Below are 14,419 nucleotides of genomic sequence, written 5' to 3'. Positions count from 1 at the left end.
GGGCTTACTCCAGTTTCAGCTGCTCGGTCTCGGTATTCTCCGTTCCCCGTATCTTTTCGTAGGCCTTTACTAGCTCGGCCAGTTTATCGGGGTTTTCTGCGGCAAGATTCTGGGTCTGTCCGAGGTCGTCGGCGAGGTTGTAGAGCTGGTACTCCGCATCGTTACCTAGTTCGATGTTAACCTGAGCGTTGACCGCCCGGCCCTTGTAGGGTGGAATCATCAGCCAGTCGCCCGCCCGCAGGGCGGTGCGGGAAGTTGCTTCCAGAACGAGCTCCTCGCGACCCTGATCGCTTTCGCCCAGGAAAGAAGCCAGTAATTGTTGGCCGTCCATTGCCCCGCTAGCTCCTGCGTCCCCGCCCACGAGTTCCGCCAGCGAGGGCAGTAAATCCAGTTGGGAAACCAGTGCGTCGGATACCTTGGGCTCGATGTTGCCCTCCCAGTACGTGATGAAGGGAACGCGGGTGCCGGCCTCGTACAGGCTGTACTTTCCCCCACGCAGCGGACCCGCCGGCGTATGGTCACCAAGTTTTTCCACGGCATCGTCGTAGTAGCCGTCGTTGAGGACGGGGCCGTTGTCGGAGCTCAGGACAATCAAGGTGTTTTCCAGCAGCCCTTCCTCCCGCAACGTCTTCACGAATTCACCGATGGCCCAGTCAGCCTCCACGATCACATCACCGCGGGGACCCATGCCGGACTTACCCACGAAGCGGGGGTGGGGCGTGCGCGGAACGTGGGGTTGCTGCAGGGCGTAGTAGAGGAAAAAGGGCCCGTCCTTATGGTCGCGCACGTAGCGTTGGGCGTAATCCAGGAAGTGATCGGCCATGTCGACGTCGCTCCATTTCGCCTTCTCACCACCCTTCATGTAACCGATGCGGGGAATGCCGTTGACAATGGTGTTGTTGTGGCCGTGGTGCCACTTCATGGTGGTCAGCTCGGGGTTGTCCTTACCAGTGGGCTGGCCGGGGAAGTTGTTCTGGTAGTCGATCTCGATGGGGTCATTGGGATCGAGCCCATCGACCATCCCGTTTTCGAGGTAGACGGTGGGTACGCGGTCCTGGGTAGCGGCCATGATGTAGCTGTAGTCAAAGCCGATCTCGTTGGGACCGGGGCTCACGTGCTCGTTCCAGTTGACGTCGCCGGTGCCGAGACCGAGGTGCCACTTACCGACCACGCCGGTGTGGTAGCCCGCCTCCTTCAGCATACTCGCTACGGTAGTCTGGGCGGTATCGATGATGAGCGGCGCGGTGCCGGGCAGGATCTTGGCGTCGCTGTTGCGCCAGGGGTACACGCCCGTCAGCAGCGCGTAACGGCTGGGGGTACAGGTCGCCGAGGAGGCGTACCCGTTGGTGAACCGCACGCCGCCGTTAGCCAGGGCATCGATGTTGGGCGTCTCCAGTGAGCCGGCCTCGTAGGCGCTTACGTCGCCGTAGCCGAGGTCGTCGAGGTAAATAAATACGATGTTGGGCTTATTCTCGCCGGCGGTCGTGACGGCTCCGGTACCCGTTTCGGGTGCGGTGCCGCAGGAGGGGAGGAGAAGTCCGAATAACAGACTCAGCGCGAGGGGAAGTGCAATAACTTTCATGACGACAATTTAGTAAGGAATGCAGGAAAGGGCGTTACTTCCCGTCCGAAGTTGGAGCCTCCCCGTCCAGTTCCCATACCCGGATCCACTCGTACTCCGTGCGGCGGTCTTCGATGGGGGCATCCTTGATCACCCCTCCGTCGGGTGGGATCGGGTTCCAATCGTAAGTCTCGATGGCCATGTGCAGCCAGGCCTCGCGGTCGTGGTCTACGGTGGGCTCGATGGAGTAGACGTACTTCCCGTCGAGGTAAAAGCGCAGTTCCCGCGGCGATTTCCACCACACGCCGTAGACGTAAAACCGATCCGCATTCTGGGTGGGGGTCTTCACGCTGTTCTGCGACTGCACGGGTTCGGGGTTGCATTCCGTCGTCCGGTGAATAAAGTTGGAATGCATCACGTGGTCCCACTCGCGGGCCCATTCCTTGGCCAGGGGAGAGACGACCCCGACGCACTCCTGCACGTCCAGCTCCAGCTTGCGTTCGCAGTCGTACTTTGACATCAGCCAGAAGGTGGACGACATCTCCGTGCGATTGGCCTTCATCTTGGCCTCGGCGTAGTACCCTACGTGTGCGGGCTGCAACGAGCGCACGATCCCGCCGTAGTGGGTGAAGGTCTTGCCGTCGATGACCCGGGCTTCCGGGAGCACCCCGACTTCCACCGACAACTTCCCGTCGCGGATGCTTACGTTCTCCGCCTGAAACAATCCGGGAGCCCGACCGATCCAGGCCCAGTCGTTGCCAATGGGTTCGATCTGCCACTTACCGGTGTCCACTGTGGGGCCGTCGAAGTCATCCGACAGCTCGGGCACGGCTACCCATTCGCTGCCCGCGGGCGCGGGGTCTTCGCCGGGCGCAAAGGTAGGTTGGGCGGGTACGCGGGTGCAGGCAAACAGGGAAATAGCTAAGAGGGCAAGTATTCTCACGACGGATAGATTGAGTGGATTAACGGAAGTCAAATATCGGAGCGAAGTGGACCAGCGCGTGCCACGCTGGTATCGGGCTGCACTACGTATGGTTATTTGCCGCTTTTCACCTTGTGCGCCCCCGCGATGTACGATACATTGGTTGCTCCCGCCATCCAACCCGAAAGTCGAAACCGTGAAAGCCATTCTGTCATTTATCGCCTGCCTGCTTAGTCTTCCATCCTTCGCCCAGCTTCCCGAAAAATTACCAAACGTGGTCGTTGTTCTGGCCGACGACATCGGTTACGGCGACGTGGCGGGCTACCGGCGGCAGGCCGGACTGGAGGTCGTGGTGGAAACGCCGCATCTCGATCGCCTGATGGAACGGGGCCTGTCCTTCACCGATGCCCATTCCCCCACCTCTCTCTGCGCGCCGTCCCGCTACGCGGTCATGACCGGCAACAACCCCTACCGCAGCTACGCTCCCTGGGGCGTGTGGGGATCGTTCCAGCCCTCCCCGATCCGGGAGACCGACATAACGCTGGGCGAGCTGATGCAGAGAGCAGGCTACCAAACGGCCTTCCTCGGCAAATGGCACCTGGGCGGCGATTATTACCGGCGGGGCGACACTACCCAGATCTACCGGGGCGACCGGTCGCGGATCCAGCTCGATGTCGACATCAGCCGCATCGTCGGTGGCGGGCCGCTGCAACAGGGATTCGAGTACAGCCTCACCTTTCCTGCCGGCATCCAGGATGTGCCCTACGCCGTATACGAAAATCACCGTTGGATGCCGCTGACGCCCGATTCCCGCATCGGTGAGATCACCCAGGCGAAAATGACGCCGCTCAACATCACGCTCGACAAGGACGAAGGACTGGGGGACACGGCCTGGAATCCCTACTTAATGGGTCCGTTACTTGCCGGTAAGGCGGTGGACTATATTCGTGAAGCTCCGTCCGATCGACCCTTATTCCTGTACTATGCCGCACTCGCCGTCCACCTTCCCCATACCCCGGCCGACTCTCTAAACGGAGAAAGGATTCGGGGCACCACACCTTCTGCCCACCTCGATCTCGTCAAGGAGCTCGACGTACAGGTAGGTATGCTCGTTGATGCGCTGGAGGAAAAGGGTATTTACGACAACACCCTCTTTGTCTTCACTTCAGACAACGGCGGACTGCGAATAGCCGATACCGAGGCCGCCGGCCACTTTTCTCCCGGGTCCCTCCGCGGGAGCAAAAACCAGGCATACGAAGGCGGACACCGGGTTCCCCTTATCGCTACCTGGCCCGGTGAGATTCCCCCCGGTGAGACATCAGACGTGTTAGTCTCCGGCACCGACCTGCTCGCTACCCTCGCCGCCCTGACCCACCAACCACTGGCGGATCACCAGGCCATGGACTCCCACGATTTCCTCCCGGTACTCCTCCATCAACCCGATGCCAGCCGGCGGGATCACCTTCTACTCCAGAGCGGAACCGATCGCCGCGTCATCTACCGCGACGGAAACTGGAAGCTGATCATGCACCTCGCCAAAGACGACTCCCTCTCGCCCGTATCCCTATTCGACCTTGCCGACAACCCGGCAGAAGATCAGGATCGCGACCTCATCAATGCCCCCGATCAGCAAGAACGAATCACTACAATGCTGACCCGCTACACCGCCCAACGGTCAAGCGGCTTCTAGCCCGAGTACCGCCTAGGATCGCGGGCAAAATCTCAAATCCGTGGCCCTCCGTGGTGAAAAAGTATCTCGGACCAGAAACCGTTCGACCTGTGCCATCTCGACCTGCGAAAAAATCTGCGCCTTCTGCGTAATCCGCGGTGCAAAATGTCTCGGACCAATAACCGCTCGATCTGAGTGTAACCGAATCCGTGTCAAATCCGTGGCCCTCCGTGGTGATAAAACAATTCCCTACCTCGGCGTGCAACGCCTCGACCTCACTTAACAATAAGATCGGTAAATTGACGGTCCACCGTTCGTCATTCACTAAACCACGCCATGCAAGGACTGATCCAGCACTTCCCCCTCACCACCAACGCCATCCTCGAATACGGCAACCGGGTTTTTCACCACAAGCGGATCATCACCTACCTGCCGGGCGGCAAGCGCCACGAATACACCTTCGGGGAGATGTACCTCCGTACCAAACAACTCGCCAACGCCCTCACCGACACCCTGGGCATCAAACCCGGGGATACGGTAGGCACCTTTGCCTGGAACCACGGTCCGCACGTCGAGCTGTACTACGGCATCTCCGGTATCGGGGCCATTTGCCACACCATCAACATCCGACTGTCGAGCAACCAGATCGAATACATCATCAACCACTCGGAGGATAAGGTCATCTTCGTCGACGCCACCCTGGTCCCGCTACTGGAACGAATCGCCACTCAACTGGAGACCGTAGAGCAATTCGTGCTCCTCAATGCCCCCGCCGATTTTTCCACCACCCTTCCCAATACCCTCCACTACGAAGACCTGCTCACGGAGCAACCCGACGAATACGACTGGCCGGAGATCGACGAAAACGAAGCCTGCGGCATGTGCTACACCAGTGGTACCACCGGCCTGCCCAAGGGGGTGCTCTATTCCCACCGGTCGACCTACCTGCACGCCCTGACCATCATGACCCCCAATGCAGGCAATCTCAGCAGTAAGGATACCGTCTTGCTCATCGTCCCGCAGTTTCACGTAATGGCCTGGGGATACCCCTACCTGTGCGTCATGGCCGGTGCCAATATGGTGATGCCCTCCTCCAACCTCCAACCCGCCGCCCTCATCGACATTTTACAACGGGAGAAAGTGACCCGGGCCAACGGAGTGCCGACCATCTGGCTGGGCATCTACCACGAGCTGAAGCAGAACCCGCCCGCCGAAAAGCTGGCGCTGGAGGAATACGTCGTAGGGGGATCCGCCCTCCCCAAGAGCCTGATCGCCGGATTCGAAAAAGACTTCGGCATCCGGGGGGTCCACGCCTGGGGCATGACGGAAACCTCCCCCCTCGGTACCCTGAGTCGCCTCCAGTCAAAGCACGAAGAACTGTCCGATGACGAGCAGCTAACGATCCGTGCCAAACAGGGTATTGCCTTCCCCGGAATTGAACTGCGCATCGTAGCGGAAGACGGTACGCCCATTCCCCGCGACGGCGAAACCATGGGCGAGCTACAGGTCAGGGGAGCCTGGGTGATCAGCTCCTACTTTAAGACCCTAAACAAGGAAAGCTTCACCGACGATGGGTGGTTCCGCACCGGTGACGTCAGCACCATCGACGAAGACAGCTACATGGAAATCAAGGACCGCACTAAAGACCTCATCAAAAGTGGCGGAGAGTGGATCTCCAGTGTGGCCCTGGAATCCGCGCTCATGGCCCATCCAAACGTGAAGGAGGCTGCGGTAGTGGCCATCCCCGACAAAAAGTGGGTCGAGCGGCCACTCGCCTGCGTCGTACCGATAGACGAGAACAACGGCGTCACGGAGGAGGAACTGATCGACCTCCTCTCCCGTGATTTCGTCAGCTACCAGATACCGCACGACTTCGTTTTCCTCCCGGAGGTGCCCAAAACCAGCGTTGGTAAGTTTGATAAGAAAGAAATCCGACGGCGCCACGCGGCGGGGGAATTAAGCTAGCCACGGGTCACTCCAGCAAGCCCCCCTTCCGCGCGTACTGGAGCAGTTTGACCGTAGTTTTAGCACCGGTCTTACGCAGCAAATTTTTGCGGTGAGTGCACACGGTGTTGTAGCTGATAAATAGGCGGTCGGCAATCTTCTGACTGCTCAATCCCTTATCGACCAGCTTAAGCACTTCGAGTTCGCGGGGAGATACCTGAATGGGCGCGTTACACCGATAGAGGGTGGTCTGTCGCGACTTATCTCCCGCAGGTGTACGCTGTTTGATGTGTAGCAGGCAGGCGGTCGGGGCATTCATGGCCGTGATATCCGATACCACCACGAAATCGGTAAGGGGGTGACCGGCGGCATCGAAACTCGTGAAGGTGACGTGGTGGTTCAGGTGAATCACGCTACCGTCGGCGGTGATCATGCGGCAGGTGTACACGAACACCAAATCGTCCCGTTCGGCCACCGGGTGCCGGCCGAGCTCCCGGCTGATTTCCTGGTGGATCTTGCGGAGACACTCCCGATCGTCGGGATGAAGGTGGCGAAAGACGGACTGCAATCCGCCAAATTGCCATTCCTGATGGTCATAACCGAGCAGCCGTTCTATCCCGCGACTAAGGTACCGGTACCGCCCCGTGCTGTAATCAATCGAGTAACACCAAATGCCAGACCTCCCCAGCAATTCTTCAAATTCTGGATCGGGATCAATGGGGGACAGATCAATCCGCTGAGCGCTACCCGTAGCCGAAAAGGGGCGAAAAGCCGACTTCATCTGAAGTACGTCGTATTGTGTGTTCATAGTGTCAATAGGGAAAGGTGTATAAGAGCGTTCCTGCCAGTTGATACGCTTTAGTGGGGTGGGGTAACCCATATTGACTAAAATAGGGGTAAAAATGTGCTTCGCGTGCGTGACGACCCATTTTTTGACCCCCTAATGAGTTATTGGGTGTCCTAACAACATGCTTGCTACTTTACCCGTATGTAGCTACCCACAATCAGCCACGTACGACATGCGGGCGGCGGCGCGCGGGTGCAAAGTAAAAGGGGGCAGCAAGCCGGTCTGTTTGGGCCCCATATTTACCCTACAGGGCGTAATTTGAGTGGGTGGCGAAAGTGATTTCGCCGGTCTTACTAGTCACTTCCCTAAATGTCGATTGCCATGCAACTCGGAGCATTCTCCCTTAGTCTAAGCGTAAAGGACCTTTCCGCTTCCCGCGAGTTCTACGAGAAGCTTGGCTTTTCTGTCTTTGCCGGAAGTCTCGATCAGCAGTACCTCATCATGAAGAACGCGTCGGCCCTGATCGGACTTTTTCAAGGAATGTTCGAGGGCAACCTGATCACTTTCAATCCAGGCTGGAACGCCGACGCCTCCCCCCTCGCAGCCTTCGACGACGTTCGCGACATTCAGACAACCCTCCAGCGGCAAAACATCGAAATTGCTAATCCCGCCGATACTGAGGGAACCGGTCCCGCCAGCTTCCTGCTCACCGACCCCGACGGCAACGTGATTTTGATCGACCAGCACGTGAATCGGCCGACATCCGCGGGCTGAAGCAGGGTTACTAAGGTGTCACGAGCCGGATAAATGTGGTAGCACTATTTGCCAAACTTGGTAAAGTAACCTGCAATGGAAAACACCGAAGACACCTTTTATTTAGGCTTGTGCCTGGCCGGGGGCGTATCCGGAGGCGCCTATACCGCCGGAGTGGTAGATTATCTACTGGAGGCACTTGATGATTGGGAGAATCGCAGGGGAGCGAAAAACACACCTCGCCACCGGGTCATGATTCCGGCAATTGGCGGGGCCTCCTCGGGTGGTATGACCGGCCTGCTTACGGCTTCACTAGTAGATAGCAAGCATGTACCGGTAAGGGAATTCAACGGACAGCATAAGCAGACCAAGTCTACGAACCGCCTGTACCGGTGCTGGGTAGAGATGACCGAAGACGATATGTTCGGGCGAATGCTGGACACCAGCGACATCAAGAGTGGCAGAGTTCGGTCCCTACTGAATACTCAATTCATTGACGATATCGCAAAGGACGTATTTGAAGACCAGGGAAATGGAGTTGCAACCCGCCCTTACTTCAGCCGTAACCTGAAGGTGTTCGCTACACTTACTAACCTCAGGGGGTATACCTCGGATATTGCACTACAGGGTGCCCAGCCGGGCAGTAAGTACTACCTCACGCACCACAATGATTACGCGGCATTCGAACTGAATGCTCCGGAAAACGACAACCATAACGACGGATGGATCCCCCTTGATTTCACGAACCGGATCAATATCGACCTTGCGAAGTCCGCCGCAATGGCCACCGGCGCCTTCCCCGTCGGCCTATCCGCCCGCCGGGTGGAACGGAAGACCAAGTACCTACAGGCCCTCCAGTGGAATCACTGGAAGGGGCCGCTTTCGGTGAAGGAAGACGATGTGGACGATACCCTCTGCGTAGACGGTGGCATCATCAACAACGAACCCTTTAATCAGGTAAGGGACATGCTGAAGGCCGTTCTAGAATTAAAGACGAGAAACGACGACGATCCGCCCCTCCAGGAAGTCGAAAACCTGGCTGAAACGGTCGATCCCATCCGGGATTCCAAAGCGTTTAGGACCACGGTATTGATGGTAGACCCCTTTCCCAGTGAGGCACCGGAGAATGCACCGGAGCAGCTCCCGGACGATCTTCTCGGGGTTATCCGGAAGACCTTCGGTGCCATGCTATCCCAGGGCAGAATTAAGCACGAAACCCTCACCGCGGCTTACGACGACGACAACTCGGATCTCTACCTTATCGATCCGGTCCGTTACGTCTGGAGCGGAGACGAGGAGCATAAGGTGTACGGCGAACGGGCGCTCGCATCCGGGTTTCTGGGAGGCTTCGGGGGATTTTTGCACCGGGATTTCCGCATGCACGATTTCTTTATGGGCCGGGCAAACTGCGAAAAATTCCTCAGGGACCATCTGTACATCCCCCTGGACCGCATGAATCCAATATTCGAAAAAGGCTACAACGGACTGGACGAAGCCAGTAAGGAACGATTTTACGTACTGGATGAAGAGGGAAAAAAGAAAGGGCTGCAAATCATCCCCCTATTTACCGAAAGAAAAGAAGCGCCCTATATGCCGACCTTTAAAAATGGTAAGAACTGGCCAACCCTCCCGGAAGCTGAAGTACAAAAGTACTATAAGCCCATTCGGGACCGGGTCGAAAAGTTGATCATGCACTTCGGCGCGCAGAGCGTGAAAGACCGCGTTCTACTCTGGATCGGAAGCCGAATCATACTGCGCAAAAAACTAACAAACTCCATCATAAACACCATTAAGGATGAAATGAAAACATGGAAACTACTCAACAGTAGCGACGGCCTTCAGCCGTCCAGTAGCGACGGCCTTTAGCCGTCCAGTAGCGACGGCCTTTAGCCGTCCCGCTGATAGTAAAAAAGGTATCTAGGCAGCATGTCGGCTCAAGCGTCCCAGTAGCGACGGCCTTCAGCCGTCCCGCTGATAGTAAAATATGTATTCAAGCAGCATGTCGGCTTAAGCCGACGCTACTGTGCGACGGCCTTCAGCCGTCCCGTTGATGGTGAGAAAGGTATTCAAGCAGCATGTCGGCTCAAGCCGACGCTACTGTGCGACGGCCTTCAGCCGTCCCGCTGATAGTGAGAAAGGCATTCAAGCAGCATGTCGGCTCAAGCCGACGCTACGCGCAAAATAAATGTTCCATCGCACGTTACGAACGGCCCCCATACGGTATAAACCTACGTAACCGGCCGCTCCATCCTCCTATGTACCCCAAACTACTGATTTTCAGCCTGTACCTGCTGCTACAAACGTCCTGTATGACGACGCGCGTGGTGGGGACCTATGATTCTTCGAGTCCGGTACCGGAAAAGGCCACACGGTGGAACCTTTTCTGGGGGCTGATGCCACAGCGAGATCTCAAAACTACTCCGGACTGCCCGAGCATCTGCGTCTTTGAGGTCAAGACCAACATGGGGTACATCCTGCTCTCGACGATCTCGCTGGGAATGGCGGTGCCCACGCGCGTGAAGTACCAATGCTGCCCGATCGATGTTGAACCCGCTGAAATATAACTAGCAATGGACTATCCCGTTGGCGTCAAGGCGTGGAAGATCGACCACTTCCGTAATGCACACGATAATTACCTGCAATCCCTGTCGAAGAACGCTTCGTTCGACCTGCACATCGCCAACCCGGAATGGAACGGCCTGAGCCAACTGGAACGGTACAACCGCTGTACCCGAAACCTGCAGTGGGTCCTGCGTACCGCCCTCGACAACGACCTGAACTTGCGCGCCATGGGCAGCGGCTGGTCACTCAGCAAGGTGAGCGTAAGCGATGAGGCGATCATCAATACCAAACGCTACCGCCACAAATTTCTGTTGAGCGAGGAAAACTTCGCTTCCGGACACCTGGCCAATCACCGGGCGGAGGATTACCGATTTCTACAGTGCGGCAACACGATCATCGACATCAACGAACACCTCGAGAACGAGAGCATACCCCCAAAAGCCCTGCCTGCCTCCGGGGGCAGCAACGGACAGACCATCGTGGGGGGCTTTTCCACCAACACCCACGGCGCGGCAATTGGATTCGGCGGACTACCCGAGATGATCAAGGGAATCCACGTGGTGTGCGGTCCGGACCGCCATTACTACATCGAACGGGAAAGTGAGGTGGTGACCTCCCGCACGTTTCACGATAAGATCGGCGCGGTTGGAATCCGAGACGATGCACTGTTCAATGCCATTCTCGTATCGTTCGGCAGCTTTGGGATCATCCACGGCGTACTGGTATCGGTGGAGGATAAGTACCTGCTGCAGCAGAAACTGGCGCGCATACCCTATAATCAGCAATTGGAAGACGTGATTGTGCACGGTGACTTTTCCGGAATTGCGGCCCACTTATCCTACCCCCCGAACGATGCCGCACACCCGATCTACCACTTTGAGCTGGCGATCAATCCCCACGATTTCGCCTACGGGGATGCGGGAAAGGGGGCTTACGTGCGCGTCATGCATAAGATCCCCTACCGGAACGACTACCCCCGCATCGACTATCCGTCCCAGGGATATACCTACGGAGACGACGTGCTGGGATTAATGCAGACGGTGCTGGACAAAATAGAGGGCACTTTCGGGTGGCTGAATAAGCAGTTGATTCCCAAGATGGTGAACACCCTATTCGATACGGCCTTCGAGCGACCGGACGCCGCAATCGGCACCATCGGGGAGACGTTCCGGAATACGGTTTTTCGGGGCAAGCTATTCAGTGCGGCAATCGGACTTGATCGCCGCGACGTTCCCGCCGCGATCGAATGCTGCCTGAAGGTCAACGAGACGACCAAGCTAGCGGGTGCCATGGCCTTCCGCTTCGTAAAGGGGACCCGGGCTACGCTAGGCATCACCCGGTGGGACGATAGCTGCGTGCTCGAGCTGGATGGGGTCGATTCCCGCGTCAACCACCAGTTCTTTCACCGTCTCCTCGACCGACTGGAAACCCTGAACATCAAATACGCCATCCACTGGGGAAAAATTAACAAGCTGATCGACGCGCGGCGCCTGGAATATATGTACGGCAGCGAGGTGATCGAAGAGTGGAAAGCCCAGCGCTCCCGGATAATGGATCCGGAAGTGCAGCGACTGTTCAACAATGAGTTTATGGAGGGCTGTAACCTGCACGAATACGTGCCGTACCTGGCCCCCGTAGCCTGAGGGCAGCCCGGCTACACCGACTGATACGTTACCCCGCCGTGGTTGCAGTAGAGCAGGGTGCTGTAGGGGGTTACCTGCTGTACGGGCGTGCCGTTGATGGCCTGCCGCTGACCGCTCCACACTTCCTGGTAGAGACGCCGCAGGTCGTTGCGATCGGCATCGGTGAGTTGGCTGTTGGGGCCGTAGTTCATGATGGTGAAGGAGTTCTGCTCACCGAAGAGTACGCTGTTGCGTTGGGGCTCGTGGGTTTTGGCGAAAAAGTGACGCAGGCCGAAGACGTGGCCCAGTTCGTGGATCATGGTTTCCAGTTGCTCCTGCCGGCTCTGCTCAAAGAGGGTGGGGTAGAGCACCAATTCGTGCTGGCCGGAATCGGGAAAGAAGGCACTGGCGAGCACACAGCCCGCCGGATAGCATTTCGCGGCCGGATTGATGGCAATCTCAAAATCTACGCCGTGGGAACGCTCGGAAAACCGAACGGGTACCGCATCTCCCCAGGCGATGATGGCCTCGGTAAGCAAGTTTCGGACATACTGTTTGGCCGCTTCCGGATTACGGTAAATGACAAAGGAGCGTTCCTGGAACCGCCACATGAGGGTAGAATTGGGCTCCCAGAGGGGGATGAACCCATTGGGCGCGTCGAGCACGAGCTCGGTTGAGCTACGCCCATCGGGTTGTGCGTGGCCGATGCTGTCGGTATCGCAGAGGATGTTGTCGCTGATTTGGTGAAACAAGTAGGCGGTGACTTCCTGGAGTTCCTCCGTGCTCTTGGTCGCGAAGGGCTGGGTTGAGCTGAGTTGAAGCGGATCGTGCATGGGTCAGTGATTAAGGTGTTGTCGGACGGGTTTCCCTCTTTTTATGGATCGAGTCGGCGGACCGTTACGGAGGGGGCTTACGATTTACAATTTACCGTATTTAATGTACCCTTTCAAATTTGCGCGGCAGCTCGTCCGCCGACCGTGAATGCAAAAGCTCGGGGGATGCGCCTACCATGCCCCAACGGGAGGACTTATATTGCCCCCTTCCAGTAAGCGTCAATAATTTAGATACGTATGTACCGTTTTCTCTCCCTGCTGTGCCTGTTGGCCTTGCTCTCTTGCGCGAACCGCCCCGCACCTGCGTCCCCGCCCACCGCTGCTCAGCCTAACATCTTGCTCATTGTCGTAGACGATCAGGGCTATGCGGACTTTACCCCCTTTGCGGACCCGCAGGCCGATGTGCAGACGCCCAACATCTCCCGCCTCGGTCGCCAGGGCACGGTGTATACCCAGGCATATGTGACGGCACCGGTGTGTAGTCCGTCGCGGGCGGGATTGTTGACGGGGAAGAACCAATTTCGTTGGGACGGCCCCGCCAGCTGGGGTCCCGGTCTGCCCGATAGTGTGAAAACCCTGGCCGAATACCTGCGGGAAGCCGGGTACGCCACGGCGAAAATCGGTAAGAATGACCTCGGCCAAAAATTCCACCGCAACGACGTACGCGAATACCCGCTGCACCACGGCTTTGACGAATTTCTCGGATTCAGTGCCCACGCCCACGATTACTGGCTGCTGAGTCAGGACATCTACGACCGCACGCCCGACCCCCAGAATACGAGTGCCCTGCTCGGACCGCTGATGCACAACATGGGCACCAAGAGCTACGAAGAGGGGTACATCACGGACATCCTGACCGATGAAGCGGTGGAATACGTGCGGGCGGAACGGGAGCAGCCCTATTTTTTGATGCTTTCGTACAATGCCGTCCACCACCTCATTCACGAGGTTCCGCAGCGCTACTTGGACAAATACGACGTGGAGCCCATCGCCAACTACGATCCGGAGGCGGGAGTGGCCTTCGAGAATCGGGAAACCGGCTCCTACTCCGCCTACTACGACAAGTATTCCCGGCTCGGGGCCATTCAGGACGACGACATGCGGAAGTATTACCTGGCTAATCTGAATAACCTCGACGACAACATCGGTCGCGTGCTCGACGCCATCGATGAGGAAACCATCATCGTTTTTCTATCCGACAACGGCGGTTCACCCCTGACCGGCGCAAACAATTCTCCCCTTACGGGCGGCAAGTATTCCCTGTGGGAAGGGGGTATCCGCGTACCGCTGGCCATCCGCTGGCCGGGAGCGATGGCCGCCGGAAGTACGGAAGAACGCTACGTTTCCGCCCTCGATATTCTTCCGACGCTTGCCGCCGCTGCCGGGGTGACCGTTAACGATCCCGCCATCGATGGCATTGACCTGCGCGAACCGGACGCCGACCGGGTACTGGTGTGGAAGTGGCAGGAAAACTGGGCCATTCGCCGCGGCGACTACAAGCTTACGAACGCCCGGGAAAACCACTGGAAGAGCCGGCCGTACCGCGCCTACATCGCTCCCATTCGCGACGATAACTCGCTGAAACTGTTCAATGTCGCCGACGATCCGGGAGAGCGCAACGACCTGGTAAACGAGCGGCCGGAGTTGGTCGAAGAACTGCGGGCGGCCTACGAGGCGTGGGAAGCGCGCAACCTGGGCGTGTACTAGTACCGGCTGCCGTCGCAAAAAAAACTGCCCCGCCGGGAATATCCCAACGGAGCAGTACG

11 protein-coding genes are annotated in these 14,419 nt (G+C 57.7%); 7 read left to right on the top strand and 4 right to left on the bottom strand.

The window, feature by feature from the left end; genetic code table 11:
- Positions 1–4: 4 nt before the first annotated feature.
- On the bottom strand, positions 5–1,582 hold the full coding sequence (locus tag GGR28_RS15640) for a sulfatase family protein (RefSeq protein ID WP_183496759.1): 1,578 nt from the start codon (positions 1,580–1,582) through the stop codon (positions 5–7).
- A 34-nt stretch (positions 1,583–1,616) separates the two neighbouring features.
- Positions 1,617–2,504: a LamG domain-containing protein gene (locus tag GGR28_RS15635; protein WP_221233914.1), complete on the bottom strand. Its 888-nt coding sequence runs from the start codon at positions 2,502–2,504 to the stop codon at positions 1,617–1,619.
- Between the two features lie 175 nt (positions 2,505–2,679).
- Between GGR28_RS15635 and GGR28_RS15630 the strand changes: the two genes are divergently transcribed.
- Both GGR28_RS15630 and GGR28_RS15625 read left to right on the top strand, forming a co-directional pair.
- Positions 2,680–4,173 carry a sulfatase family protein gene (locus GGR28_RS15630; protein WP_319936738.1) on the top strand — a complete coding sequence of 498 codons (1,494 nt, stop codon included), beginning with the start codon at positions 2,680–2,682 and terminating at the stop codon, positions 4,171–4,173.
- Positions 4,174–4,488: 315 nt separating this feature from the next.
- Positions 4,489–6,117 carry a long-chain fatty acid--CoA ligase gene (locus tag GGR28_RS15625; protein WP_183496757.1) on the top strand — a complete coding sequence of 543 codons (1,629 nt, stop codon included), beginning with the start codon at positions 4,489–4,491 and terminating at the stop codon, positions 6,115–6,117.
- A 7-nt stretch (positions 6,118–6,124) separates the two neighbouring features.
- On the opposite strand, the gene GGR28_RS15620 is transcribed toward GGR28_RS15625, so the two are convergent.
- Complete coding sequence (locus tag GGR28_RS15620; RefSeq protein ID WP_183496756.1) at positions 6,125–6,904, bottom strand: helix-turn-helix transcriptional regulator; 780 nt, start codon at positions 6,902–6,904, stop codon at positions 6,125–6,127.
- A gap of 360 nt (positions 6,905–7,264) precedes the next feature.
- On the opposite strand from GGR28_RS15620, the gene GGR28_RS15615 reads away from it, so the two are divergent.
- The 4 genes from GGR28_RS15615 (at position 7,265) to GGR28_RS15600 (ending at position 11,841) form a co-directional block, all read left to right on the top strand.
- The gene (locus GGR28_RS15615; protein WP_183496792.1) at positions 7,265–7,657 is read left to right on the top strand and encodes a VOC family protein; all 393 of its coding nucleotides are present in this window, start codon (positions 7,265–7,267) and stop codon (positions 7,655–7,657) included.
- Positions 7,658–7,732: 75 nt separating this feature from the next.
- Positions 7,733–9,502, top strand: coding sequence for a patatin-like phospholipase family protein (locus tag GGR28_RS15610; RefSeq protein ID WP_183496755.1), 1,770 nt, complete (start codon positions 7,733–7,735; stop codon positions 9,500–9,502).
- A gap of 527 nt (positions 9,503–10,029) precedes the next feature.
- Positions 10,030–10,200 (top strand): hypothetical protein, encoded by a 171-nt coding sequence (locus GGR28_RS15605; protein WP_183496754.1) that lies wholly within the window; start codon positions 10,030–10,032, stop codon positions 10,198–10,200.
- Positions 10,201–10,206: 6 nt separating this feature from the next.
- Positions 10,207–11,841, top strand: coding sequence for an FAD-binding oxidoreductase (locus GGR28_RS15600; protein ID WP_183496753.1), 1,635 nt, complete (start codon positions 10,207–10,209; stop codon positions 11,839–11,841).
- 11 nt (positions 11,842–11,852) lie between these two features.
- Here the strand turns inward: GGR28_RS15600 and GGR28_RS15595 are convergent, their stop codons facing one another.
- Entirely contained in the window at positions 11,853–12,653 is an 801-nt protein-coding gene (locus GGR28_RS15595) for a matrixin family metalloprotease (RefSeq protein WP_183496752.1), read from the bottom strand.
- Between the two features lie 237 nt (positions 12,654–12,890).
- On the opposite strand from GGR28_RS15595, the gene GGR28_RS15590 reads away from it, so the two are divergent.
- Positions 12,891–14,360, top strand: coding sequence for a sulfatase family protein (locus GGR28_RS15590; protein ID WP_183496751.1), 1,470 nt, complete (start codon positions 12,891–12,893; stop codon positions 14,358–14,360).
- The last annotated feature ends 59 nt before the right edge of the window (positions 14,361–14,419 follow it).

Source organism: Neolewinella aquimaris, from assembly GCF_014197245.1.
GTDB classification, from domain to species: domain Bacteria; phylum Bacteroidota; class Bacteroidia; order Chitinophagales; family Saprospiraceae; genus Neolewinella; species Neolewinella aquimaris.
The sequence above is the reverse complement of the archived record's forward strand: the minus strand, read 5'-3'. Positions and strand labels throughout refer to the sequence as shown.